Source organism: Roseospira marina (assembly GCF_014197855.1).
Classification (GTDB): Bacteria; Pseudomonadota; Alphaproteobacteria; order Rhodospirillales; family Rhodospirillaceae; genus Rhodospira; species Rhodospira marina.
In genome coordinates, this window is sequence record NZ_JACIGJ010000002.1 from 1 (window position 1) to 26461 (window position 26461).

Annotated in this window: 22 protein-coding genes; 7 read left to right on the plus strand and 15 right to left on the minus strand. The window is 66.7% G+C overall.

The window, feature by feature from the left end; translation table 11 throughout:
- The 9 genes from GGD82_RS02605 to GGD82_RS21525 form a co-directional block, all read right to left on the minus strand.
- On the minus strand, positions 1–5612 hold a 5612-nt coding region (locus tag GGD82_RS02605; RefSeq protein WP_184013222.1), incomplete at its 3' end, for a phage tail tape measure protein.
- Positions 5602–5910, minus strand: coding sequence for a hypothetical protein (locus GGD82_RS02610; RefSeq protein ID WP_150061154.1), 309 nt, complete (start codon positions 5908–5910; stop codon positions 5602–5604). The genes GGD82_RS02610 and GGD82_RS02605, both read right to left, overlap by 11 nt.
- A gap of 74 nt (positions 5911–5984) precedes the next feature.
- The gene (locus tag GGD82_RS02615; RefSeq protein WP_150061153.1) at positions 5985–6410 is read right to left on the minus strand and encodes a hypothetical protein; all 426 of its coding nucleotides are present in this window, start codon (positions 6408–6410) and stop codon (positions 5985–5987) included.
- Between the two features lie 60 nt (positions 6411–6470).
- Entirely contained in the window at positions 6471–7745 is a 1275-nt protein-coding gene (locus GGD82_RS02620; RefSeq protein WP_150061152.1) for a hypothetical protein, read from the minus strand.
- 3 nt (positions 7746–7748) lie between these two features.
- Positions 7749–7922 (minus strand): hypothetical protein, encoded by a 174-nt coding sequence (locus GGD82_RS02625; RefSeq protein WP_170284158.1) that lies wholly within the window; start codon positions 7920–7922, stop codon positions 7749–7751.
- A 4-nt stretch (positions 7923–7926) separates the two neighbouring features.
- Entirely contained in the window at positions 7927–8370 is a 444-nt protein-coding gene (locus GGD82_RS02630) for a phage tail terminator protein (RefSeq protein WP_150061151.1), read from the minus strand.
- Positions 8370–8666 carry a phage virion morphogenesis family protein gene (locus tag GGD82_RS02635; protein ID WP_150061150.1) on the minus strand — a complete coding sequence of 99 codons (297 nt, stop codon included), beginning with the start codon at positions 8664–8666 and terminating at the stop codon, positions 8370–8372. The genes GGD82_RS02630 and GGD82_RS02635 overlap by 1 nt, the downstream gene beginning before the upstream one ends.
- Positions 8666–9145 (minus strand): DNA transposition protein, encoded by a 480-nt coding sequence (locus tag GGD82_RS02640; protein WP_150061149.1) that lies wholly within the window; start codon positions 9143–9145, stop codon positions 8666–8668. The genes GGD82_RS02635 and GGD82_RS02640 overlap by 1 nt, the downstream gene beginning before the upstream one ends.
- Before the next feature lie 46 nt (positions 9146–9191).
- Positions 9192–9557, minus strand: coding sequence for a helix-turn-helix domain-containing protein (locus tag GGD82_RS21525; protein WP_150061148.1), 366 nt, complete (start codon positions 9555–9557; stop codon positions 9192–9194).
- On the opposite strand from GGD82_RS21525, the gene GGD82_RS02650 reads away from it, so the two are divergent.
- The 4 genes from GGD82_RS02650 (at position 9531) to GGD82_RS02665 (ending at position 16557) form a co-directional block, all read left to right on the plus strand.
- Positions 9531–10505 carry a helix-turn-helix domain-containing protein gene (locus tag GGD82_RS02650; RefSeq protein ID WP_150061147.1) on the plus strand — a complete coding sequence of 325 codons (975 nt, stop codon included), beginning with the start codon at positions 9531–9533 and terminating at the stop codon, positions 10503–10505. The genes GGD82_RS21525 and GGD82_RS02650 overlap by 27 nt on opposite strands.
- An 86-nt stretch (positions 10506–10591) precedes the next feature.
- On the plus strand, positions 10592–10897 hold the full coding sequence (locus tag GGD82_RS02655) for a hypothetical protein (protein ID WP_150061146.1): 306 nt from the start codon (positions 10592–10594) through the stop codon (positions 10895–10897).
- A 636-nt stretch (positions 10898–11533) separates the two neighbouring features.
- Entirely contained in the window at positions 11534–15409 is a 3876-nt protein-coding gene (locus GGD82_RS02660; RefSeq protein WP_150061145.1) for a PAS domain-containing hybrid sensor histidine kinase/response regulator, read from the plus strand.
- Complete coding sequence (locus GGD82_RS02665; protein ID WP_150061144.1) at positions 15406–16557, plus strand: response regulator; 1152 nt, start codon at positions 15406–15408, stop codon at positions 16555–16557. The genes GGD82_RS02660 and GGD82_RS02665 overlap by 4 nt, the downstream gene beginning before the upstream one ends.
- Positions 16558–16588: 31 nt before the next feature.
- On the opposite strand, the gene GGD82_RS02670 is transcribed toward GGD82_RS02665, so the two are convergent.
- The 3 genes from GGD82_RS02670 to GGD82_RS02680 are packed head-to-tail and all read right to left on the minus strand — an operon-like array spanning position 16589 to position 20005.
- A complete protein-coding gene (locus tag GGD82_RS02670) occupies positions 16589–18028 on the minus strand; it encodes a PAS domain-containing sensor histidine kinase (protein ID WP_170284155.1) in 1440 nt (479 codons plus the stop codon).
- Entirely contained in the window at positions 18021–18344 is a 324-nt protein-coding gene (locus tag GGD82_RS02675; protein ID WP_150061142.1) for a circadian clock KaiB family protein, read from the minus strand. Before GGD82_RS02675 ends, GGD82_RS02670 begins: the two co-directional genes overlap by 8 nt.
- Positions 18341–20005: an ATPase domain-containing protein gene (locus GGD82_RS02680; RefSeq protein WP_150061141.1), complete on the minus strand. Its 1665-nt coding sequence runs from the start codon at positions 20003–20005 to the stop codon at positions 18341–18343. Before GGD82_RS02680 ends, GGD82_RS02675 begins: the two co-directional genes overlap by 4 nt.
- Positions 20006–20357: 352 nt before the next feature.
- Here GGD82_RS02680 and rpmB point away from each other — a divergent pair, with 352 nt between their 5' ends.
- The gene (gene rpmB / locus GGD82_RS02685) at positions 20358–20648 is read left to right on the plus strand and encodes a 50S ribosomal protein L28 (protein ID WP_150061140.1); all 291 of its coding nucleotides are present in this window, start codon (positions 20358–20360) and stop codon (positions 20646–20648) included.
- Between the two features lie 106 nt (positions 20649–20754).
- On the opposite strand, the gene GGD82_RS02690 is transcribed toward rpmB, so the two are convergent.
- Positions 20755–20943 (minus strand): hypothetical protein, encoded by a 189-nt coding sequence (locus GGD82_RS02690; RefSeq protein WP_150061139.1) that lies wholly within the window; start codon positions 20941–20943, stop codon positions 20755–20757.
- Between the two features lie 78 nt (positions 20944–21021).
- Positions 21022–21177, minus strand: coding sequence for a CHAD domain-containing protein (locus GGD82_RS02695; protein WP_170284154.1), 156 nt, complete (start codon positions 21175–21177; stop codon positions 21022–21024).
- Positions 21178–21469: 292 nt separating this feature from the next.
- On the opposite strand from GGD82_RS02695, the gene GGD82_RS02700 reads away from it, so the two are divergent.
- On the plus strand, positions 21470–22834 hold the full coding sequence (locus tag GGD82_RS02700) for a diguanylate cyclase (protein ID WP_150061137.1): 1365 nt from the start codon (positions 21470–21472) through the stop codon (positions 22832–22834).
- A gap of 131 nt (positions 22835–22965) precedes the next feature.
- A complete protein-coding gene (locus GGD82_RS02705; protein ID WP_150061136.1) occupies positions 22966–24540 on the plus strand; it encodes a tetratricopeptide repeat protein in 1575 nt (524 codons plus the stop codon).
- Between the two features lie 779 nt (positions 24541–25319).
- Here the strand turns inward: GGD82_RS02705 and GGD82_RS02710 are convergent.
- On the minus strand, positions 25320–26348 hold the full coding sequence (locus GGD82_RS02710) for an NAD(P)/FAD-dependent oxidoreductase (RefSeq protein WP_150061135.1): 1029 nt from the start codon (positions 26346–26348) through the stop codon (positions 25320–25322).
- Between the last annotated feature and the right edge of the window lie 113 nt (positions 26349–26461).

Sequence of the window (26461 nt, forward strand, 5' to 3'; positions counted from 1 at the left end):
ATGAACTCACCGGCGCTCAGGTGCGCCGCGATGGCATCGTCCGTCGGGCCTCCGGGACCATTCACCCACCCGCCGCCGGCAAAGTACCGGCCCTCGGTCTGCCCATGGGCCGCGAAGTGCCGCAACGCGGCTTCGGCCGCCGACAGGCCCGCGCCCCAGGTGCCGGCGGACCACGCGTCGGCGACATCGCTGTACCGATCCATGTAATCGAGCGCGCGCTGGTGCAGATCGGCGCCGGACACCGCCGCCATCAGGGTGGCGTGGTCGTAGTACCGCTGGCCGGCGCCCGTTGGCGTGCCGCCGCTCTCGCCCGCCGCACCGCCCGTCGTGCCGGCGGCCTGGGCCTCGGTGGCCGCCGCGATCCGCGCCAGCAAGGCGGTTTCCTCGGCGTCGGCGGCCACGGTGTGCGCGTCGAGCGCCGCCACCGCCGCCGTGCGCTCCTCCTCGGCGCGGACGAGTTGCGCCAGATAGCTGCCCTGAGCGGACAAGGCTCCCGTCAGCCCGGCGCCCAGGTCCGCCAGCGCCGCCGCCTGCCCCTCGACCGTATCCGGATGGCCGAGGGCGTCGGCCACCGGCTCCAGGAGGGCGCGGATCTCGTCCTCGACCCCGTAATACGCGGCGTCGGTCTGGTGGTAGTCGCGGGCCGCTTCGCGATACGCCTCCGCGTAGTCCGTCAGGCTTTCGAGGGCGGCGCGGGCGACGTCGGCGTCGTCGGACCCGGCCAGCGTGACCTGCCGCGCCAGATGGGCGCGGGCCGACTCCATCCGCTCCCGCTGGCCGAGGGTGCTGTTTGACCCGCCGGTCAGATCGTCCAGATACCGCCGCACATCCGAACCGACCGACTCGGCCACGCCGGACAGCGTGTCCCAATAGTCCACCGCGGCTGATAGGGCATCGCGTTGCGCGGTCTCGACCTCCCGCCACGCGGCAAGAGCGTCCTCGGCGGCGGCGGCAGCTTCCATGTCGGCCAGAGCGCCCGCCAGCCCGGTGACGGCCACATTGGCGTTATCGACACCCGCCGACCACGTCGCGATCTCGTCCACCAGGGCGCGCAGGGTGTCCAGATCCAGGCCGGCGCCCAGCGCGCGCATCTGGGCGACCAGCGTCTGCGTCACCAGGGACGTGTCGCCGCCCACAGCCTGCATATCGGCCAGGGCCTGCTGGTACGCGGCCACGCTGTCGCGGATGGTGTTGACGTGGTCGCGGCCGCGTGCGGTTTCCAGCGCGCGGACCCATTGATCGTTCAGGTCCGCCGCCGCTTGCGCCAGCAGCTCGTCGCGCAACCCCGCGACCTGAGCGGCGGCGTCCTCGGCGGCGGTGCCGGTGTCGGTCAGGATGGTTTGAAGGCCGTTTAACTGGCGGTCCATCAGCGCGACAGACGCCTGCACGTCGGACAGCGGCGCCGCCACATCGCCCAGACCGACCATGGCCCGCACCAGGGTGTTCATATCGGCGGACGCCTGTCCGGCGTCCAGTTCCCCGGCGGCCGTCAGGATGTCGGCGACCTCGCGCGCCGGCGCGATCATGGCCCGGGCCTGATCCGTCCAGGCGGCGGCCTGTTCGTCCAGGGCGGCAATCTGTGCGGCGGCGCCGGACTGCATCGATGTCACGGCGGCGTCGATCGCGCCCGACCAATCGGCGGCGATCGCGATCTGTCCGGCCAGCTCCGCCGCCGTGGCGGCGCTGCTGTCGCGCACCACCGCCAGAGCCCCGGCCAGGCTGTCGTCGCCCTGAGCGAGGTCTTCGATAATAGTGCGGATGGCGACCAGACCTGCCTCGCCGAGGTCGGCCACCTCGATCAGGCGGCCAGACTGATCGCCCAGCGTGCCGCCGTGGACCTCGACGCGTTGCGCGCCGTCCTTCCAACTCGTCGCGACGGCGTAGTTGGACAGGTCGAAGGTGTCCGCCAGGGTCTGGAGCGGTCCGACCAGCGCCGCACGGCTGGCCTCGCCCCAGGCGGCGATGTCCTCGTCGGACAGCAACCGCCCTTCCGGCGCCTTGGCCAGGACCTGGCCGTCCTGGATGTCGATGGATTGCGACGCATTGGGCAGCGGCTTGCCGAACAGGCCGCCGATCAAATCCCCGCCCATCATCGCCAGGAACGCCCCGGCCGCCGCCCCGATCGGACCGCCGGCGGCGCCACCGATCAGGGAGGCGCCAAGTGCCCCGCCGCCGACGCTGCCCAGGGTGGACAGCCCCATATCGGCCCACTGGTTGCCGGAACTGAACCCGAATGCGCTGGCGGCCAAGCTCCCGGCCAGACCCCACGGTGCCGCATCGATGCCGGCGGCGAGGGCCCCCCCGAAGCCGGTCATGCCCCCCGCCGCGCCGCCGACCACGCCGGCGTTCGGGCCGACGAGCATGACCGGGGACCCAGGCCCCGCCGCCCCGTACAGAGTCGTCGGAGAGTACAGCCCCAACGCCCGACCAACGCTGCCCGTCACCAGAGCGTTGCCGATCGACTGCCCGCCCGTCAGCGAAGGCAACAGGGTACCGAGCCCCAACACGTCCCCGGTATCCACGCCGCTGGCGGAGGCCTGGCCCCCGGCGGCCGCCGCCGGACCCACGCCGAGGGCCGACCATAGCGAGGTGGCCAGACCGGCCGTCACCTGCTGGGCGGCGATCTGGGCGACCTGATCCAGCACCGCGTCACCCAGCGCCGACAGCAGGTCCTCGACGTCCGCGATGCCCCGGCTGAAATCGCGGAAAAACTCGGTGAAGGCGTCGTCCCACCGATCAAAGACCGACGAAAAGGCGTCCTGGGCAATGGCCGCGTTATCTTTCGCCGCCACCGCCACGTCATGGACGGCGGCCACGGCGCCGTCGCGCCAACTCGTCGACGCCGCCCGCGCCAGTTCGGTCGCGCGCGCCTGATCGCCGATGGCCTTTGCGAGCCGCAACTCTTCCCGCGCCTGATCGGACGTCAGGTCAATTTGGCGATCCGTCAAAGAGGCGATAACGGCAAGCTGATCGGCGGTCAAAGACCGCTCGGCGCCGATCGCCCGCAGATAGTCGGCCTCGGTCTGCAGACCATCCAGCCGGTCGCGTGCCTCGCCCTCCGGCGCGGCCTTCTCGCGGGCCTCGGCTTCGGCATACAGGGCCGCGACCCGCTCCGTGATCTGTGCGGCCTCTTCCGTGCCCTGTTCGATGCCATGCTGGCGCAGGGCCTCGGCGATCGCGATCTGGCGCGAGACCTCCGCCACGGCGGCCGCACCCTGGCCGTGCGCGACGGTCAGGGCACGTTGGGCCGCGATCTGTCGATCGAGGTCCGCGACGGCGCGGGCGATGTCCAGGCGCTGGCGGGCCTCGGCCTCGGCGGTCACAAGGGCGATGATCTCGGCTCGGCGCCGCGCCCCATATTGGAGCACCACCCCCTCGGCTGTGGCCGCGATCTCCGCCTCGCGTGTCGCGGCGGTGCCCTGGCCGACGGCGATGGCCATCGCCTCATGCGCGGCCGTCGCGGCCCGTGTCTGGGCAACCCACGCCGCGTATCCGTCATCCGATCCTAATCCACCCGGCGGCTCGTTCGGCGGGGGCGGGTTATCGTTGCCCGCACCCGGGCCGCCCCCACCGCTCGTGTCAGGGCCGGTGCCGGGGCCTGTCCCGGCGAGGATCTCCCGCAGCCTGTCTTGGGCCTGGGCATTGGTGACCAGCGCGTCGGTGTACAGATCGACCTGGTCGCGCGCCTCGCGCCATGCGTCATAAGTCTCGCCGGTAATGGGGGTCTGAATGCCGCGCGGACCGCGCACCCATCCGCGTTCCATGTCCTCGAATGTGAGGCCGCTGGCCCGCATCAGGGTCTGGGCCTGGGCCGCCGCCGCAATCCGCGCGTCCTCCAGGCGCGCGGCGATCACCTCGCGGATGGCCTCCGCCTCCGCCAGTTTAGCGGCGGCCTGGTCCCGGGTCAGGGCCTCGTCGGTCCGCGCGACCTGTTCGTTGTCACGCAACACCTGCCAATAGGCGACGGCGGCTTCGCGCGCCTCGTTCTGCGCATTCCGCGCGGCGATGGCGGCTGTGACCAGTCCGGCCACGGCAGCGGCGGCCACGATGTACGGGTTGGCGAGCATTGCCGCCGTCAGCGCCTGGACGGCGCCGGCGGCGGCGGTGGCCCACTGAACCAACTTGACGGTCACCAGCGCGGCGGCGGCACCGGCCAGAACCTCCCAGTGATCGGCGGCCCAGGCCGCCGCCTCAGCCGCCGCCCGCACCCCGTCGGCGGCGGCAGCGGCCCACTCGGCGATCTGCCCCGTGTCACGAGCGGCGAGGACCAGATCCGCCACGTCGCGGGCGGCCGCCAACAGCGCCGGCGACAGCTCGGCGCCGATGATGGTGGACGCCGCCGTCCAGACATTGCCGATCACCCGCCACTGTGCTTCGGCGGTCGTGGCGGCGCGGGCGGCTTCCTCCAACAGGGCGATGTTGTCGATCCACGCTTGGTCCGACTGATCCACTGCCTGCGTGACCGTATCGACCGTCTTCGCCAGCGCGCCCAGGGTGCTGGCGTCGTCGCCGGCAGTCAGGCCCAGGGCGCGCAGGGTAGTGCCGACATCGCCCCCCGCCTCGCGCAGGTGCCGGAGGGCCGCGAGCACATCGGTGAACACCGACACGGCGTCCTCGGCGAACGCCTGCCGCAGGACATCGGCCGACTGCCCGGTCAGCGCCACCAGGGCCTCCAGTTCCGTGCCGCCCTGACGCACCGCGTCGTTAATGGCCTGCAACGCTCGCTGCGTCACACCGCGCGACAGTTCGGCCTGGATGCCGATGGACGCGAACGCCGCCGCGAGACCGGCCGCCTGCGCCGCCGTCACGTCGAACGAGGCGCCGCCCTTCGCAATCTCCAACGCGGTCCTGACGATCTCGCTTTCGGTGGCCGCGTAGGCATTGCCAAGGGCCACGACCGCCGAGCCCATGCGGTCGATCGCGTCGGTGCCCTCGCCGGTGACCTCCAGCAGGCGGACGAGTTGCATCGCCCCTTCGGCACCGACCACGTCGGTCGCACCCTGAAGCATGGCGACCGTGGACGTGAACTTCAGCAGGCTCTCGCTGCCCCTCACTCCCAACTGCCCGGCGGCCTGGGTGATGGACAGCAGCTCTTGCGTGGTGGCACCCATCTCCGGGCGCAGGGCCAGGGCGCCGATCTGTTCGCCGAGGGCGGCGAGTTCCTGGCCGGCCAGATCCGTGACCTTGCCGACCCCCACCAACGCGGCCTCGTAGGCATGCCACGAGGACACCGCACTTTCCCCGATTTCCAGGGCCGTCCACCCGCCGATGGCGGCGTACAGCGCCCAGATCAGCGCGGTCGTGTGGTCGGCGGCGCCACCCAGGTCGTCGAGGTCCTCCCCCGCGTCTCCGGCGGCGTCGGCCAGGGACTCCATCTCGTCGGCCGCGTTGCTGGCGGCCTCGCCGGTGACGCTGACGTGGCGCGCCGTGCTGTCGGCGTGCGAGCCCGCCTCGTCCAGGCTGTCGGCGGTGTCGGCGGCAGCATCTCCGGCCGCTTCAGCTGCCTCGCGCCACGTCTCCAGGCTCTCGCGGGAGACCCGGAACCGGGCCTGGAAATCCCCGGTCTCGGCCGTGAGGGTGACGGAGACGGTCTGGTGCGCATCACCGGCCATGGCCGCGCCCCCGCGCCGTGGACCGCAAGACCGGCGGATCGCGCCGGCGGTCCCTGTCGCGCTCCTGACGCTGTCGGGTCAGGCGGTTGGCCTCGGCGATGTAGGCGTCGGCAATGGCGCGGGCGCCGGCGACATGCCGCGCCAGCCGGCCGTTGCCGACCGGATACCCCGCCATGCGCCACACGCTTTCCGCCGCCACCATGTCCCACCTCATCAGCATGCCCGTCATGGGGCTGACGTCCCATTCGCGCTGGGCCAGCAGCCAGAGCCGGACGGCCTCTTCATTCTCGGGATGCACCAGGATGTCCGGATCGGGCCGTACCGCGCGCGGCGCGGGGGCCGGCAGGGTCGCCCGCCCACCGGACAGGACCGTCAGGTCTTCTTGGAGGCCTTCGCCCGCCGCTCCGCCCGATTGGGGGCGGGGACCGTAGTGGGCGCGGGCGACGGCACGCCCGATGTCAGTGCGTTTTTTGCCGCCTGCCCCCCGGCGCTGGCCATGTACGCCTTCAGGATCGGCTGGGCGATCCAAGGCTGTTGCAGCAGCGGCACGGCCTCGTCGCTGTCCAGCGGGATCGGCGCGCCGTCCTCGTAGGCCGCGTCCCAATCCGTGGCGAGGGCGCGCACCACCTCGGCATTGGACAAGGCGCCAGAGACGTTGCGGTTCAGCAGGTCCGGCAGGTCCTCGACGGTGCGGAAGGTCAGGGTCAGGCTCTGCGGCTCAGACGTTCCGGGCGGGATGACGTCCACACTTTCGGACCACGTCCACACGCCGTTCGCGGGCACTTTGAACTGGCTCATAACGGCCTCTTAAGCTGTCGTTGAAGGGGTGTTCCGGCGCGACGGCGCCGGGCGGCTCACTCAGAAGAACCGGATGCAGACCTCATCGTCGCCACCGCCGCTCACGGGCAGCGAACTCGTGCGCAGGGTGGTCATGACGTCTTCGCCGTCCTCACGCGTGGTCACGCCGAGGATCTGCGCGTTGCGCTCGACCACCTCGCAGCGTTCGCCCAGGCGGGTGCCCGTCACCGATCGGATGCGCCGGCGGACGCCGGGCCAGACCCACACGTTCACGTCGTCGATGGCCGGGCAGTCGAACCGCACCTCGCCGGTCAGGGCGTGGTTGCTGATCTCCACAGTGTCGAGATTGGTGCGGCTCTTGGACCGCACGTCGGCGCCGCCGCTCAGGGTCCGGCTCTGGCCGGACGGTTCCCACTCGGCGTCCGAAAGGTCCGCCGGGCCGATGAACAGATCGAAGGCGGCGTAATCCAGCACCTCCGGTTCGCGGATTGTCGAATAGTCCGGAGTGCCGATGGGCGCGGCCGCCGGCGGCTTCCACAGACCCATGCCGCGCAGGTTCACCAGGGGCCACTGGCCGACGGTGGCGTCATAGTTGAGCTGCCAGCGCGCACCCGGGATCGTGAACAGCGTGCCGTCCATGTTGTACTGGACGATGGCACTGGGCTGTACGCGGTCGCTGGACGGCCAGTATTCGATGCCCGGCGGCACCAGTTCGACCACCCACTGGTCCCCGATGTCCCAGTCGGCGCCGATCGTCGGCGTGATCTCGGCCCCGCCGGGCAAGGTGATCGCCGTGGCGTCGGTGATCGCCACGCCGGTCACCTCGTAGGCCGCCTCGGCCGTCTCCCCCAGCCCGACGGCGGGCGCGGCGATGGTCGCGACGGCCGTGCCGGACCCGCCGGCCGTGGTGCAACTGATCGTCACGCGTCGTCGGTTGAGGCCGGTAAAGCCCGTCTCCACCGTGTACGTCCACGACCCGGTCGGCGCGCCGACAGCCACGGGCGCGGCGGCCACCGTAGCGGTGCCGGTCAATTGGACGCGAGACCAGCCGGCGGCGCGCAGCAGCACGTCGAACACCGGCGGCACGGCCACGTCGCCCGAGCCCACGGTTTCCACGCCCCAGTTCAGGGGGGCGCGTTCCTGCCACAACTGGCCGGGACGGGATCCCATGTGCGGTTCCACCGTCTGCCGCTCGGCCGTCTGCCCCTGAATGGACGGCAGATCGGCGGACACGGCCAGGATCGCGACGTAGTCGGCCGGATCGGCGACACCCTGGGCATAGCCAAGATCCTCCAACGCGGCCTGAATGACGCGGTTGCGTGCGCGAAGCCCCATGGATCAGGCCTCCTTCTTCTTGGTCGGGCGCTTGGCGCCGGCGTCCTCGGGCGGAGCGGCCGGAGTGGCCGGCGCCGGAAGGCGCGCCGGACGCGGCGCGGGGGTGGCCCCCTTGGGGGCGATCGGTCGCGGGGCTTCGCCCGCGCGGTCATGGATGAACACACCGGCCTTGCGCATGGGCTCAGCTCCTTTGGCGCTGTGTGGTGGTCTCGAAATGCAGGGTGAGGAACACGCCGCCGTCGCGGTCGCTGCTGGCGGCGCGAACCTGCTGGTCGCCGCCGCGATACCCAAGCACCCGCCAGTCCGGCGCCGGCAGGACGCCGTCCAGGGCGGCGATGACGGCCGCGCCCAGCGTGTCGAGGGGGCGATCATCAGGCCCGCGCCGGCTTTCGGACGCTACCAGCACCACGGTCATGATGGTCGTAACGAGGGTGCGGTGAACGGTGCGCTGGGCTTGTTCGGCGGCCTCGGCGGTGGGCAGCACGTAGGCCGCTGGCACCCGTTCGGGCAGGCGACGTGCAGCGATCAGGGCGGCCAGGTCGTTGGCCGGGCCGACGTACCGCAGATCCGGCGCGGCGTCCCGCACCAGGGCGATGATGGGGTCGACGAGAGCGGCGCCGATCATCAGAGCGCCCCCGTGATCCAGTCGGCGATGATCTCGCCCGCCTCGGTGCGGTCCTCCGCCGACAGTCCCAGGTACGGGCGCGCGGGGATGGTCACCTGTTGGACCAGCCGGATCCCGTCGCCGACCGGAACGGCCAGCGCCTTGGCCGTTTTCGGCCGAATGGTGCCCCCGAGTTGGTGGATCCGCGCGTACACCAGATTGGTGCCCTGCCGCACAGTCCCTGGCATTTCAGGGAGCCCCGCCAATTCAGCGGCGGCGTACCAACGATCCGGGGCTGGCAAAGAGAGGGAGGCCATCAGCGTCCTCCCCCGCGACGGCGGCGGCGGCGCGTCTCGATCTGTTGGTTCAACTGCCCCAGGTACGCCTCGACCTCGTCGCGGCGATCCAGATCAATGATTTCCTCGATCGCCTCGCGATGTTTAGCGTCCACCACCATGCAGCCGAACGGCTCGGCCAGAAGCTGAAGAAGGCGGGTATCCCCGGTCGCATGAACCAGCGCCATCAAGCGTACGACGCTGATGGTGTGATCCTCGCGGGCCTCGGAGGCATAGCTATCCAGCGCGGTCTTCGGCACCGCCTCACCGAGGTACTCCGCCATTGAGGCTGCGATGTCCTCGCGCGGCTGTTCGCAGTCCCGCAGGGCCGCCGCGACCGCCTTGCTGATTTGTGCGCGCAGACTGGCCGCGCGCACATGCTCGGCCGGGAACGCGCGCACCACTTCGGGCGGTTCCCAGTCCAGCAGATCCAGCGTGCGGCGGTCGGCGCGGTCCCTCATCTCCGGCCCCTTCCATGTCGCGGTGTGCGGCGGACATGATCCATGCTCATGCCGCTTCTCCGTTTTGGCGCTGACCGACCGGGCCCGCCTGTGTAGTCTGAGAGGGTGAGCGCATCCGGTGCCTCGCTGGCGACCGCACCTGTGTCAGGCGGCGGCCCGTCTCGGGGCACCAGCGTTCGGGAAACAGGTCCTGGGCCGTCATGCCGATCGCCTCGGCGATGACCGGTTCCAGGTGAATGTTGGGCATGTCACAGGCGGCACTCATCGCCCGGCCAGAGACACCCGTTTGCCTTGCGAGTTGACGAAAGCTCAGCCCGCATAACCGCAACTTATAGAGGATCCATGCCCGCCGCGCGGCGGGCTCTTTTGGGACCTCTTTGCTTCCATGGTGCGTGCTCATGGGAACGAACATATTGCCGTTTTCGGCAATGCGCAAGCATCGAGTGCCATTTCGGAGTTACGATTTTGCCAGTCCGGAACACATACGGCGCAAGGCGTTGACAAAAAACAGTATTTTCGAACTCCGAAATGGAGTTATGGGCGTGGCAGAGATTTCGGAGTTTGGTTCGTGAACTCCGAAACGGAAACGGACGCCGGGTTTCGGCAACGCCTCGGCCAACTCGTCGGCGATGCGGCGCCATTTCAATGGGCGAAAGCCGCCGGAGTTCCAACCAGCACGTGGAACCGAGCATGGAATGAAGGCGCGGTGCCGAAGGCGCCCCACCTAGTTCGGATCGCTCTCAAAGCTGATGTAACGCTTGATTGGCTTCTCACCGGCGAAGGGCCGATGCGTCGCACCCAGGTGCAAACCCAGGCCCCAGCCCCGAACGGCGCGGAAGACCATGATCCTGACACCATCGCCGACCGCGTTCGGTTCTTGCGCGCGACCGATCCACAGGACCGGTTTGCCCGCACTGTCGGCTTGTCTCTCAAAGACTTACAGGCCCTGGAGGCCGGCACCAGCACGGATCGGAAGGCCCTGGAGACCATCGCGAATGGCCTCGGGTTCCGCCTGGATTGGCTCCTGAAGGGTGAAGGACCGCCGCACATCCGCGACCCCCGCCCGACCGCTGTGCCGGACCCGGCGCCGCAGCCCGCCCCGACAGCGGGACAACCCCTCGACGGGCGGCTTTTAGGTCTGTGTTTTGAAGGAATTAAGCGCGTTTATAGGGACGCTAACGCCCGGATTGATGACCGCTCAGCGGGCGAGATGGCCGGACACCTGTACGCCGAGGTCCAGGAGGCCAGCGCGGGCGAAACCGATCCCCGCCGTGCCGCCTTGCGCATGGCCCTGCGCCAACTCCGCCGCGACGTATTGGCGGTGCCTTCCGCCTCCGAGCATGGTAAACACTCGGCTTAAGGTTGGTTCTTCTCTGGCCGTACCTTATCTGGTGTCCGGTTGCCCGCATAAGTCAATAGACCACAAACAAACACGGGATACCCGCCATGCTCCGCCGCATCGTAGCCACAACCACTTTGGTATCCGCTCTCGCAGTTCCCGCCGCAAATCAGTCCCACGCCCAGGATATCCCGTATGTCACCGGAGCCTGGACCAAGGAAATCGGTAATGTCCAAGCTGTTGTGAATGAGGGCGCCGCGCTAATTCAGCGTTATGGTTGGAAGTGCGACAGTGTGGACAGCGTACGGCGCATGCTTTTCAAAACGGGCTTTGTGTATTACTGCAACGGCTTTCGGTATAGTTACGACGTTTGGGATCGCGGCGGCCGGTGGGTCGTTAAAATCAACGACTGACGGAAACGCGCGGATCGGCGCCGACTTTGTGCCAAATCCCTGCCGATCCGCGATCATTCCCAATCAGTGTGTGCCAAATCGCATTTCGGCCGTCGGCCCAAATTTTCTTTGTATCCCAATATATTCCGGTTTTCCCGCCAGATCCCGCCTGTGCCATACCGATCACCCCCTCACACTGTAAACGGCGTGCTGGGTCTCTCCCCCGGTCCGCCCGATACACGGGCACACCCAGGGGCAAATGGAACACATATCCACACTGGCCCATCATTCCGCATCGGTGAGCCTGGGACGTCGGAACGCTCGATCCCGTCGCCTCCGCGACTGGATGCGATTTGCTCCCTTGGGGTCCCGTGACGCCTTCGGTACACTTGGGAGACCGCGATAGAGCATCTATCGCGGCGGGTCGCACGGGGGGCTCCGCGACCGGGTCGTCCGTTTTATCCGGCGGAGGAGAGCGATCGTGATCCTTGGCGGTAGCCCCGTCTCCCTTCGGCGGCCACAACGCGCGCGTCGACAGGACGGTCGTGGACGACACTCTCCCGAGACCACGGCGCGACATCCTTCGCCATACGGGCCCACCTGCCCGGAACACGCCAGCGTCAGCCTCGTCACCGTGCGGGAGGGCTGAGGGCCGTCATGGTGTGCCAAGATCATCCCGACGAGCACGATACCATCGGCGGGATATCGATCCGGCCCATTGTTGTGTTGTTCGTCGTTTACGCCGTCGGCATTCTCATACTGGCTGGGGTCGAAGTGGGATTTAACGCCCTCATCGACGCGTTGGAGCGGAACTCTCAAAACGAGAGCAATCGTGTCCTGATCGGCGAAGGGATCATTAACGATCTGGTTCGCGTCGAAGCCCTGACCTACCGCATGGCAGCGGCGCCCCGGAACGATGGAAGTCGCCAGTGGGTCCATGACGCCATACAGCACAATGTCGAACACGTTCGAAGCGCCCTCGATGTCTTGCGCAATGGGGGCACACTCCATCGCGAGGTTCACCTGCATGGCGAAGACAAAAGTAGTGCCTTCAATCAAGAGGTGGCGTACACACCGCAGTCCAAGGACTTCCCATATGTTCTTGAAGTGTTGGAGATTGCACCGAAGCTGAAGGATATCGAGCGACTGGCCGACGAGTTGGCTGGCCTCATGGACCGGCATGACCGCACGGAAGACCTCCCCTCGCCCGAGGCTTATCTTGAGGCGGAGAAGGATATCGAAACGGTCATGACGCAGTTGCCCGCGCTGTTCACCGCAGTGCAGGAGAACGCTAACCGCCTGTTCTTCCGCAGCCAGGAAAACTTACAGACGCTCACACAGAATATCGAACAGCGGACAGCCCTCTACCACTATGCCCGCATTGGCCTGTCCTCGACCGTGATCCTTTTCGTCGTCGCCACAGGCGTATGGATGCTCCGCTCCGCCCGCGCGTCGAACCAGCATCTCGCCGCGGTCCAGCGCGACCTAACATTCCAGAAATTCGCGCTCGACCAACACGCCATTGTGACCAGTACCGACCATCTCGGAACCATTACCTACGCGAACACAAAATTCTGCGCGATTAGTGGCTACAGTCTCGACGAGATCCTTGGGCAGAACCACCGCTTGGTGCGCTCCGACGAGCACGATGACGCGTTCTTTGCCCATCTGTGGGCCACCATCTCGCATGGCGAGGTCTGGCACGGCGAAATCCGGAATCGCAGCAAGGCAGGGGGCAGCTACTGGGTCGCCGCGACCATAGTGCCCTTTCTCGACAGGCACGGCAGACCGTTCAAGTACATCGCGATCCGGACCGATATCACGGAACGAAAGCGGATCGAGGAGCAGTTCCGTCTGCGGAATCGCTTCTTGCGCAGCCTGACCGACGCCATGGGGGAAGGCGTCTACGCGCTAGACGCCGATGGCCGCTGCACCTTCATAAACCCGGAAGGCGAGCGTCTGCTGGGCCGATCTCCCGGCCAGATCATGGGCGCGGATATTCATGCCCTGGTCCATCAGGAAGGCGCCGGGGACGCCCCTGTGGCATCCGCGCACTGCCGCATTCTTCAGGCGATCGGACGCGGCGAGCCGTACCGATCGGAGACAGAACAGTTCAGCCGCGCCGACGGCACGCTGTTTCCGGCGGCAGTGACATCGGTCCCGATTGTGGAAGGCAGCCGGATCGCCGGTTCCGTGACGCTGTTTCAGGACATCACGGACCGTAAGGCGGCCGAGGACGCCATGGAGCGGGCCCGGGAGGAAGCCGAGCACTCCAACCGGCTGAAAAGCGGCTTCCTGGCCAACATGAGCCACGAAATCCGCACCCCCATGAACGCCGTGATCGGCTTGAGCCATCTGGCTTTGCAAACCGAACTGTCCCCGCGTCAGAAGGACTACCTGGAAAACATCAGCACCGCATCCCAGAACCTTCTGGCCATCATCAACGACATCCTGGACTTTTCGAAGATCGAAGCCGGGAAGATGACGCTGGACGCCGTGCCGTACCGGCTCGCCGAGGTTTTGGACAATATCGTAAACGTCGTCCGGCCCCGCTTGCTCGACAAGGGCCTGGCATTCACCCTCCAAGTGACCCGAGCGGTGCCGGATGTCTTGCTCGGCGATCCGGTGCGCCTGGGGCAGGTGCTCATCAATCTGGTGGGCAACGCCGTAAAGTTCACGGACGCGGGAGGAATCACGGTCGATATCGATGTCGCGGCGGCAACGGACGAATCGTCGGTGTCACCCGCTCGGCTCGCCGTTACGGTGACCGATACCGGCGTGGGGATGACGGAGTCACAACAATCCCACCTGTTCAAGGCCTTTACCCAGGTCGACAATTCAACCACCCGCCGCTTCGGCGGCACCGGCTTGGGTCTGGCGATCTGCCGCGAAATCCTGACGATGATGGGCGGGGATATCACCCTGGACAGTGCGCCCGGCGAAGGCAGTGCCTTCTGCTTCACCGTTCCCCTGGTCGAACCGCCGCCCGAACAGCGTCAACCGCTTCTGCCCCCGGACCTCCAGGGAACCCCCGTTCTTTTAGCTTGCGCCCGCGCTGAGGAACGGGCGGCGCTCGCGCTCATGCTGGAACGGCTGGGCATGACCGTGGACCCTGCCGAAACGGTTGCGGCCATCGAAGCGCGCTTGCGCGGCGAACCGGATCGTCAGGCCCGGCTGATGGTCTTGGACGGCACGATGACCGATACCGCCGGCCGGTATCTCGCCAGCACCCTGCCGACGCGCCGCGACCGCCCGCCGATGGTGATTGTGGGAGGCCCCAGTGGCAGCCGTGACGCCGTCGACGTCAGTTGGGTCGACCGTCTGGTGACGGAATGGCGGATGCGGGGTGCTGTGCTGCGCCTATGCGACCGCGCCGCTCACGCGGATCCGGACACGGGGCGAGACACAAACGGCCGTCCCCAACGCACCCGGGAGACCCTGGCCGGGGCCCGCGTCCTCCTGGTGGAGGACACCCCGTTGAATCAAAAAGTGGCCGAAGAGATGCTGCGCGGCGCCGGCATCGATGTAACCGTCGCGGACAACGGACGCATCGCGCTCGAGCTCCTCGCACGTGAGTCCTTCGATCTTGTGCTGATGGACATCCAGATGCCGGAGCTCGACGGCCTGGAGACCACGCGCCGCATCCGCCAACATACGGACTGGACCGATCTGCCCGTGATCGCGATGACGGCCCACGCCATGGATGCCGACCGGGAACGCAGTTACCAAAGCGGAATGAACGATCATATCGCGAAACCGATCCATCCACCAGAACTGTTTTCGACCATCGCGCGTTGGCTCAACCGAGACATGGCGGCGGCGCCGGTGTCCGCGCCCGAAGATCCGGAGGAGGAAACCGCCGTCCTGCAATCGCTCAGCAAGGCCATTCTGGACGTCCTGGATGTACGTGTCGCCTTGCGATCGGTGTCGGGCAACGTCGCCCTGCTCCGGCGCCTGTTGGTCGACTTCGGGACGAACCAGGGCTTGCAGACCTTCGTTCTCCATCAAGCCATCAAGGAACAGCGGCTGGATGAGGCGCGCCAGATCGCCCATTCGCTCAAGGGCACGGCGGCCACCATCGGCGCCACGGAAGTGTCGCGCTCGGCGGCCGCCCTGGAACGCGTTCTCGCCCGGAACGAAGTCCCCGCGCAGGCGATGGTGGAACGGCTGAGTATCGTTCTGTCCCCCTTGTTGCGCGCCATCGTGGATCTCAACGATCAACCGGCCGACGCTGCCCAGGACGCCGAGTCCGAATCCGGGAACCGCACTGAGAGAGCCGGCACCGACATGACTCGCCTGCGCGACACCGTCGGGCGCTTGCGGGCGGCCCTGACGGCGGCGGAACCCGACGCCGAACACTATGCCCGGGATCTCGTCAAGCGCGTACCGGGTCCCCAGAAACCAAAGGCCCGCAGTATTCTTGCGTACGCTGAGGGTTTCGACTTTGATGATGCCTTGAACGACCTAATCGCACTAGAAATCGATCTTGAGTTGTCATTGGCTACTTCCGTGCCTGGAGATGCCGTATCATGACGCCCTCGCCCCCGTCTCCCGAGGCGCCCGCCCGAATTCTGATCGTCGACGACGAGCCACTGAATATCAAAGTCCTCGTCGACCTGCTCGGTGGCACCTACCGCCTGACTGTCGCCAAAAGCGGCAATCAGGCGTTGCAGCGCCTTCAGAGCGGACCGACCCCCGATCTGATCCTGCTCGATGTCATGATGCCCGGCATTGACGGGCTGGAGCTGTGCCGCATTCTTAAGGAAACGCCGGCGTACGCAGATATTCCAGTCATTTTCGTCACCGCTCTCGGGGATGTGGACGACGAAATGCGGGGGTTTGAACTGGGAGCCGTGGACTACCTGACCAAACCGATCTCTCCAGCCGTGGCCCAGGCTCGCGTGCGGACGCATCTTCAGCTACGGGCGGCGAAACGCGTGCTGGAAGACTACAGCCGCGCGCTGGAAGATGAGGTCCGCCAGCGTACGGACGAGCTGATGGCGCGCAGCCGGCAATTGGGAGAGGCTCAGGACGTCACTATCCGCGCCCTCGCCTCGCTGGCGGAAACCCGCGACAACGAAACCGGCAACCACATCCGCCGCACGCAGCATTATGTCCGCCTCCTGGCCGAGGGTCTCTCGAATCACCCCAGGTTCAAACAGCACCTGGACGCCGATACCGTCGAATTGCTGTTCAAATCGGCCCCCTTGCACGACGTCGGCAAGGTTGGCATTCCGGACGCCATCCTTCTCAAACCCGGACGCCTGACTGACACCGAAATGGAGGTCATGAAGACCCACGCCGCGTTGGGCCGCGACGCCCTGATGGCGGCGGCAGAGGGCGCCGACCCGGATGGCATAGGGTTCCTCCGGCTGGCGTGCGATATCGCTGGCGGGCATCACGAAAAATGGGACGGCACCGGATACCCGCATGGTCTAGCGGGGAACGACATCCCGTTCGCGGCCCGCCTGATGGCGGTTGCCGACGTTTACGATGCCCTGATTTCCCGCCGCGTCTACAAGGCTCCCTTCTCTCACGAGCAGGCTATGACCGTCATCCGGGAGGGCCGGGGCCGGCATTTCGACCCCGCCATCGTCGATGTCATGGTCGAGCGGGAGACCGAGGTGCGCGCCATCGCCCTCCGGTTTGCTGATCCCGAAAGCGACGTGACGGCCACCTGAGGACCATAGAACGGGTCGCACATTCCCGCAGTCACGGAAGCCCGGTCACAACGCGGTTCGCGGGCAGCCAAAGTGTCACCGTTGTTCCGAGAGACGGCGTGCTGTGGAGGGTCAATTCGCCCCCCAAGAGTTGCATCACCTGGGTGCTGAGATAGACTCCGAGCCCGGACCCCTTGCGCCGTCGCGGGTGCAGACTGTCAATCATCTCAAAGGGCTCCAGGACCTGTCGGGCGGTCTCCTCGTCCATCCCGATGCCCTCATCGATGACGAGGATATCGAGCCCTTCCCCGGCGTCGTTCGGATTGCGCAGGGCCGCCACGAAACGGATCGGACGATGGTCGCGATTGAACTTCAGCGCGTTCGACAGAATGTTGTTGAAGACCTGCCCCAACGCCCGATCGTCGCCCAGAATGCGCAGGTTATTCGGACACTCGACCGCGACGATCTCCGCGCCGTGCCCGTTGCCGAGGACGGCGGTTTGTGTCACGGCACGGCGCATCAGGGGCTCAAGCGCCAGACTCTGACTCAAAATCTCGTATTGGCCGGACTCGATCGTCGACAGGTCCAGAACGTCGTTGACCAGCGACACCAGCAGCGAACCGCTGTCCTCGATCCCCTGAACATACTCTCGGTAGTGATCCGAACCCAGCGGCCCATCGACCTCCGTCCGCATCAACTCGGCGAACCCGATAATGGCGTTCAGGGGCGTGCGCAGGTCGTGGCTCATGTTCGACAGGAACTCGGACTTAGCCCGGTTGGCCTGCTCCGCCAGCGCCTTCGCGGCCAACGTATCGGCCTCCGCCTGCTTGCGCGGCGTAATGTCCCGCAGGAAGACGAACAACCGCCCGCCGGCCACGGGCGAGTAGCTGATTCCCACCTCGACATGGATGATGCGGCCGTCGCGGGCACGGTGGCGGGTCTCGAACAGAGTGCTGCCCTTGACCCTCAAGGTTGCGATGCGGTCCGCCACCATACGGGCGCTGGCGCCGATCTCGACATCCTGCATATGAAGGCCGATCACCTCCTCACGGCGGTAACCCGTCATGCACAGATAGGCGTCGTTGACCTCCGCTATACAGGCCGTCAGGTCGGTGATCCAGAAGCCGTCGTGCGCCCGTTCGATCACGGAGCGGTACAGCTCCTCCCGCTCCAGCAGCCGAGCCGCAGCCTGATGGCGCTCCGTGACGTCCCGCAGCGAGATCAGGGACAGGGTGGCCCGGCCTGTTTGCAAGGGGACCACCTGCATCTCGACGACGCGGTCGGCGTCCTCGGCCCGGGGGACTAGGATCTCGACGGGCTGATCCGTCTGAATGGGCGCCGAGAACGGATACCCGGTCGATGCAAGATCGGTGGGCGCGAACAGCGCCTTGGCCTGAAGATTCGCGTAGACGACCTGACCCTCGGAGTCCACCAGCAGCACGGCCTCCGCCAAGTGCTCAAGGGCCAGAGTCGTGAGCGCGAACTCATCCATCGCCATCCCCCGCAGGCGCCTCCGGGTCCCCCTCATAGGGCGGCCCCAGGTGCGCCCGCACTGCCGCCAGGTTCCGCAAATCCCCAACGATTCGGATCCGCGCATCGTCCGTGCGGACCAACGTCGGCGTTGCCAGGACATGCGCTTGCTCGGCCGCCTGCGGATTCTCCCGGACGTCGATGATCTCCACCGCCCCTAACTGCCGGGCATTGGCGATGGCCCGACGGACCGTCTCCGTCTGGCCAAGAATGAACAAGCGGAGGCCGGGCCGCGATGCAGCCGAATCGACCCCGGCAGATGGCAGCGACTCGGTCATGGCTGGCCCCTGGCCTCACGGACCGCCTCCTCGCTGCTTTTAGAGGCGGCGAGGCGAGTCCGTAGGGTCTCGATCTCCTCCCGCAGGCTTTCAATCGCCTTGTCCCGTTCCAGGACGGTTTGATCCACGCGGGCGTCGTAGGCCTGTGGCAAGACCTCCAACTCACGCCTCAACTGCTCGAGGCGACGTTCCAGAGCGATCCGTTCCCGATGGTCTTCACGCTCGCGGATCAGCTTTTCGGTCCCGAACACAAAGGCGCCACCCCCGAGATAGGGATCATCGATCGCGATCCCAGCACTCGTGATCTGGAATTCCTTGATCTGCTGCGAGGTGCGCACGCCACGCCCCTTCAGCACCCGGATCAGGCGCACGTATTCGCTAGTCTGGCGGTGTAACTCCAAACGGATCCAGGCATCGAGCATGGACGACAAGCCGAGCGAGCTCGCCATCCCCGCCGCATCCGCGAGGAGTTCCGTCAGGACGACCATCACGCCCCGGCTCTTGCAGGCGTCGATCAGCCTCAGGACCATACTTTTGACGGCCGCCACCGAGTCGAGGTCCGCGAACGAGGTCACCGCGTCCACAAAAATGGCATCGGGCGCCTCGGCCTCGGCAAGCCGCACGATCCGGATCAGATGCTCTTCCAGGCTGCAATCGACCGAACGGGCGCGGTGGAACCGCAAGCGGCCCGTCGCCCTATGCGGCTCTACATCAATCCCGACCCCTTTGAAGTCATGGATCAATTCGGACTGATCCTGCTCCAAGGTCACATAGATGACCCGCCGTCCGTCCGTGCACAGGCCCTGCGCGATCTGACCGAGAAGGGTCGTTTTTCCGGTTCCGGACGTTCCGGATACCATCACCGACCCACCTCGATAGAGGCCGCCGCCCAATAGGGTATCGAGGCGTTCGTGTCCCGTGCTGACCAAGCCCTCGCGCGACCGGTGTCCGCCCATGCCTCGGGCGGGCGGCAGCAGGCTTGGGCCATGCGAATCGATCATGAAGGGGTATTCGTTTGTGCCGTGAGGCACGCCCCGCATCTTCAGCACCCGAAGCGTGCGGGTCATCAACCGGGCCGCCACGGTCTGGCGAAGACCGATCACCGCGTCGACGGCGTAGTCGATCAAGGCCGCCCGCGTCGCGGCATCGTCGGCCGCGGACATGATGGTGGTGATCCCGGATTCACGCAGCAGGCGAAGCAGCGCCAGCGTCTGTACTCGCGCCACCCCATCCGGATTGAAGGCATATGCCAAGCGGTTCAGGTCGTCGATCCCGAGACGGGCCTCCGGCGCGATGACGCCACCCTCCGCTAGCGCGGCGTCCAGACGGATCTTGACGACCTCCTGGTCGAGGGCGCCAAGCACGACCTCACCGGGCTCCGGCCGCAGGTCCACCATGACAAGGCGCCCGTCGCGGACCCAGGCCTCAGCCGGATGCCCCAGGGCGACCATATAGGCCAGCATGCGCTCCGGCGCTTCGGAACACGTCGCGCAGACGGCGCGATGGCCCTGCTTGGCCCCGTCGGCCAGGAACTGGAGCAACAACAAGGTTTTGCCGCACCCGGGCTGCCCCATAACAAGCGTCGGACACCCGGGCAGGTACCCGCCCGACAGGACATCGTCGAGCCCCGGAACCCCCGTGCTGACCTGTTCTGTTGCCATCAAAACCTGTCCTCCAGCGCCCTCTTACTTTTATGAAGTCGCGCAGCACGCGCGGCATTACCCTGTGTCCAGCCGGGATATCGGTTGATGCGACAGCGGCGCCCCACCCTCCTCCGCCTTATAGTATCATACGCATCAAAAACACCACTCCAGGCTCCAGGACACCGGATTGTCGGCGTACAGCGTGGGCCAATCGGTCCCATTCGGCGCCCAGGTCATCCACCCTGCCCTGACGCCGACGGACCGGCAAGCGCGTTCCATCCACGCGAAAAACCTTGACGCTGCGGGCCGTTCTGGATAGACACCTGCCTTCCGAAGTCACCCAATATGAAGAACACGAGAGGACAAAGCCATGGCCCGACGTTGCGCCGTGACGGGCAAGGGCGTGCAGACTGGCAACAACGTCAGCCACTCCAACATCAAGTCGAAGCGCCGTTTCCTCCCCAACCTTCAGGTCACCTCGCTGATGAGCGAGTCCCTGAATCGGACGGTGCGGGTCCGTGTCTCCACGCATGGCCTGCGGACGATCGAGCACATGGGCGGGATCGATGCCTTTCTGACCAAGACCGCCAACGCAGACCTGACACCGGATCTGCGGCGGATCAAGAAGTTGGTGGTGGCCAAGGCGTCGGCGGCGGCCTGACCCTGCGACACGGGTCAACGCGGCACGATGCCACTGGAGCCCGAGCGCGGCGGGAAGTCGATACCGATCTTCCCGCCGTTTGCTGTGCCGGACCGACTCCGATGCGTTACGCGCAGAAACCGGGCTGCTTGCGCACCCCTTGAAGGGTTGTGGCCGCGTGTCCAAGGCGGTCCACGACCGCACGGCGATGCCACCCCAGAACGACTCCGGAGGCCCAGGCCAGATCCGGTATCGGCGTGATGTCCCTCTCATTTGCCACGGTGCCCACCGTCTCCGCCAGAACATGCTCGGCCACGGTCACATCCGTGAGCGCGCCAAGGTCGTGCTGCGCCCCCACCAGACAACGCCGGCAGCGGGCCACCGCCTTTGAGCGCTACAATGGTTCGAATAATTCCACGGCATAGCGCAGGGTCTTGATGTCGATGCGGAGGCGGTGACGCTCCGCCTCCGACAGGCGATCGAACCGGCGAATGCCCTTGGCCACCGGCCGCCAGTGACGCCGCAGCCGCTGGCACGCGAAGTCTCCCACGCCTCCCCCGGCTCGAACCGGGACCAACCGGTCCTTTCAACGGATCCAGGTGACGCAGGTCCGCATCAGTCTGTGGCGGTTCCGTTGCAACGAGCGACATTTTTTCGAATCAACGAATTTGTGCAGACCGCGGCCGTTGAACCGCTTACAATTTTGTTCGGCTTTGATGCATCTGAGCCGCCGTGCGGGAGCCGGGGTCGACATCACTCCCGCCGGAATGTTTGGGTCGGCGACACCCCGGTGGGCACGGGTCCGTTGTTCTCCCTGGGTCGCCCGTGCGTTGAGGACCACCATGCCGGCCTCCGAACCTTCCCGGGACCCGAGGCGGATTCTCGTCGTCGAGGAGACCCCCTTTTTTCTCAACGTGACGCACCGACGGCTGGAGACGCAGTTGAACGTCACCGTCCTGGATGCGGGAACCCTGGCCGAAGCCCGCGCCGTCATTGAGCGTGAAGGGCCCAGCCTGTTCCTGTGCGTCGTCGATCTCGTGCTGCCCGACGCCGACAGCGGTGACATCGTGGATCTCGCCATCGAGAACGGCCTGCCGTGCATCGTGTTCACGAGCATGTTCAGTGACGAGGTGCGCGAGGAAGTCCTGTCCAAGAAGGTCATCGACTACGTCACCAAGGACAGCCCCGCCAGTCTCGACTATATGACGCACCTGATCACCCGGCTGGTCGGCAATGCCGAAACCAAGGTGCTGGTCGTCGATGATTCCCGGTCGGCGCGCAGCTATGTGTGCGACCTGCTGCATTTGTACCGGTTTCAGGTGCTGGAAGCGGCCGACGGCGTGCAGGCTCTGTCGATCCTGCGCGAAACGCCCGACATCCGCTTGATTGTGACCGACTACTTCATGCCCCGCATGGACGGGTTTGAACTCGTCAAGCAGGTGAGAAACATCTTTGCGCCCACCGATGTCGCGATCATTGGCTTGTCCAGCGCCGGAAGCGGCCTCTTATCCGCGCGGTTCATCAAGTACGGCGCCAACGACGTCCTCAATAAGCCATTCCTGCGCGAAGAGTTTTTCTGCCGCATCTCCCAGAATATGGATAACCTGGATTACATCCGGGACCTGGAGCATGCGGCGCAATTCGATCCTCTGACCGATCTGTACAATCGTCGTTTTTTGTTCGAGGCAGCCGAACCGTTTCTTTCCCAGGCCCGCCGCGAGGGCTCGAACCCCGTCGTTGCGATGATGGACATCGATCACTTCAAGTCGGTGAACGACACCTTTGGCCACGACGCGGGGGACGCGATCCTCGTTGGGATTGCGGAGACACTGCGGAGGCTGCTGCGCCGCCGGTCGGATATCCTGGCGCGCGTCGGGGGTGAGGAGTTCTGTCTGTTCGCGCCCGAACTCGCGCCGGAGGCGGTGGAAGGTTTTTTCGAAAAGCTGCGGAACGCCGTGGCCGACATGCCCATCGCCCTTGCCGACAATGACTCGCGCAAAAGCATCAAGATCACTATGAGCATCGGCGTGTGCGACCGACCGATGGCGTCGTTTAACGAAATGCTGCGTCGCGCCGACCGGTGCCTGTACGCCGCGAAGGCGGCCGGTCGAAACTGTGTGCGCATCGAGTCCCGGAACCCGCACCCCGCCAGCATCCCCTTGTCGGGCGCCCGTCTCCACCCGCCTGTGACACAAAAATGCGATTGAGACCGGTATCTTGCGTGAATACATTAATGTCGGGTACACCTGGGGTCGGGAAACCTGCGGCGCGAAGGATTCGTTCGGGCGGTGGGGCGGTGGGGGCGCGCACAGAAAGCTCAGGAAGAGGCTCCGTACCCATGTCCACGTTGACGACGCTTGACCGGATCGCGCCACGCGCGTGCCGGTCTCGCTTGGCTGTGATCGCCTTGAGTGCCATTCTTGCTGGCTGCGCCGTCGGCGAGGGCGGCATGCTAGAAGTGGCGAACCCGCCTGCGCCGGCCGCTGATTCTGCCCTGGCCGCCCTGTCGCGGGGCGACCTGGAGCAGGCCGAGGCCTGGGCCGCCCGGGCGCTGCGGGAAAACCCACGCGACCCCTACGCCTTGCTTATTTGGGGCATGCTATCGGAGCGCGCCGGCCAACCCGCCGTCGCGCGCGAGGCGTACGACACGATTGTGCGCCTCGACCCGTCGGTGACGATCGACCTGACTCCGATGGACATCGACACGGCCCCGCGCCCCATCGTTGATATCGCGGAGGAACGGCGGGACCGGTTGCCGCCCACCCCGGTCGGCCCCGGCCTGGCCCGGGTCCCCGGCGTGACCGGACCGTCCGCCCTTGCGACACCGGACTCCACCGCTCCGGCGCGCAGCGACGAGGCGTGGTCCAACATGGCCCAGCGCTTTGAGACCATGGAGCGGCTGTATGACGAGGGCCTGATTACCAACACCGAGTATGCCGAACGGCGGGCGCAGAACCTTGGGGCCCTGCTGCCCCTGACGCAGGCTCCGCCGGCCGCCGGCCTGAACCGGGCCGCGCCCCGCCCCACGGCCGTGGTCGGGCGTTTGCAGGACCTTGCCGAAACCCTCGAAACCGGCGCCATCTCGCCCCGCCAGCACGCCGAAGAGCGTGAGGCGATCCTGGACGCGCTTCTGCCGGCCGAGCCGCAACTGCGTGCGGATGCCACGGCGCAGCCGTCAAGCACCGGGGAAGCCGCCCGCATGGGGCGTCGCCTGGAAACGGCGTTGCGGCATGGTCTGGTCACGGGCGAGGAGTACGACGCGGAACGGGCCGCCCTGCGGGACCTTGCCGCGCCCATGGCCGGCGGCGATACGGCCGCCCTCCGCCGGATTGTACCGGCCGCGCGTCCAGAGCCCCCGACCGCCCCCGCACCAACCGGCACCGCGTCACAGCCTGCGGACGGCGCCGAAGCCGGCATGACGGGATCGGCTCCGCCGGCCTCCGGAGACGCGCCAGGCGCATCGCGCAGCCCCGGCCCGTCTTCGGACGCACCCCGCCCCCTGCTTCCGGTGGAACCCAGGGTCGGACCGTTCGAGCCCGGCGCCACCGCCGGCCCGCCGACCGCCAACCGCGAGGATCCGGCAACGCAACGCTTCTCCGGCGTCACCGGGTCCGCAACGGGGTCAGACGCGGCGGCAGCCGCAACGCGCCCTGTGGCGCCCGGCGACTATGTCCATCTGGCATCGTATCGTGACATGGAGTCGGCGCGAGCGGGTTGGACCGCCCTGAGCCGGCGCTACGCCGGCCTCATGCGGGACATGTCCCCGCATTTCGAATCCATCACGTTGCCCGGCAAGGGCACCTTCATCCGCCTCAAGGCGGGACCGGTCGCCATCCCGGGGGGGCCGGTGCGGCTCTGCGATCAGTTGCAGGCCACCGGACAGTTCTGCGAACCCACGCCGTTGGAGCCGTAAGGAAGAGTGCGCCGAAGCGGAAACGCCGTCGGCTCCCGTTTCGGCGCATGAATCAGCTCAGAAGCACCCTGCGGCGCCGATTTTGAATGATCGGCTTTTTGAACTGAACGACGCCCCCTTGGCTCCGTCATCGAACACCGCCCGGAGGCGACGCGCGGCCAGTGCGGTCCCTCCGGTTCGGCGCGCGGGCGCGTCTGCTGGGCTCGCGTTAGGCGGCGTTACGCCCACCCAGGCCAGGAACGGCCACGGATCGCCCGCGCACAGCCCGATGCGGAATGGTCGCAGGTGCGCTCATTGCGCCGGTCATCAGCATCAGGTCGGGACGGCCCCGAAACCCAACGTCCGGACGACGCCGCCAGGACCGGCTGCTGCGCCGACCACCAACATTGGGCGTCTTGAGGCTTGCCACGGTGACCGGACGTCCGAGGGACAGAAGCCCTTCCACCAAAAGACGAATTATCATGGTTCTCACAATCCAAGAAGAATAGCAGTGCAGGCTTAGACGCCGAGCGCCGGGCCATCCCAGACCAAAGGACCCGGAACTACGCAACGGCCCGCGGCTAGATGCGACCAAAGGGTCGAGCTTCGGGGCACCGACCTCTTCCCGGTTCAACAGTGCGATGGACAGCACGGCCCCTCTTCGAACCCGTGCCTCACACACTATAGTGCGGCGAAAGTGCACCACAAAAGCTTTTTTTTGACCATTGTGTTGCTACAACGTCACGTTATAAAAGCGATGCATATTCTTGATTTTGCTTATGAATCCGTCATACCTGCGATCACGCCAGAGCGGGGACTCCGGTGGTCGTCGAATGCTCAAAGTGCAGGGCCTGCCCCGGATGAACGACCGCATAAGCCGCATGTGCCGCCATCGATGCTTCCGCGAACCCGGTCAGAATCAGCTTCAACTTGCCCGGGTAACTGGCCACGTCGCCCACAGCGAACACTCCAGGCAGCGTGGTCTGGCAGGTCGCCGGATCGACGACGATGCGCTGATGGTCCAAGGTCAGGTTCCACTCGGCCAGTGGCCCCAAATTCGTGGCAAGTCCGAAGAACGGCAACAGGCGATCGGCCTCCAACCGGCGCGTGGCGCCGTCCAGATCGGCAACGATGACCGCTGAGAGCTCGCCCCCCTCGCCCTCCAGCCCATGGAGCTGATAGGGCACCACCAATTCGATCCGCCCGGAGTCGGCCATGGCGTGAAGTTGGGCCACGCTGTCCGGCGCGGCTCGGAACTTGGCGCGGCGGTGCACCACCTTGACGTCGGCCGCCACCTCCGCCAGCGAGATTGCCCAGTCTACCGCCGAATCCCCGCCGCCGGCGATGACCACCCGGCGGTCACGAAAGGCCGCCCGCTTGGCGACCATGTAGAACACACTGGACCCCTCGTAGGCCTCGATCCCCGGCAGCGGCGGTCGGTTCGGTCCGAAGGCCCCGCCCCCCGCCGCGATGATCACGGCCGGAGCCTCCAGCACGACGCCGGCGCTGGTGGTCAGGCGCCAGGCGGTATCATCGGCCGTGCGTTCCAGACCCTCGACCCGCTGGCCCAAGTGAAACGTCGGATCGAACGGCGCCGCCTGGGTCATCAGATGATCCACCAGATCGCCGGCCAGCACTTTCGGGTAGGCCGGGATATCGTAGATGGGCTTTTCCGGATACAGCGCCGTCAACTGACCGCCGGGGGCGTCCAGCACGTCCACAACATGGCTTCGGATTCGCGACATGCCGAGTTGAAAGACGGTGAACAACCCGACCGGACCGGCGCCGATGATAACGGCATCCGTGCGGTGGACGGCGGACTCGGGCATGACGATTCCCTTCCGAAGGCGATCTTTTCAGGTGGCAGCCTGACATACCGGGCCGTCCCCATCGGTGCAAGCCCACGGAGGAACGGGTGCGCGTTGCGGGCGGACCGACGGAC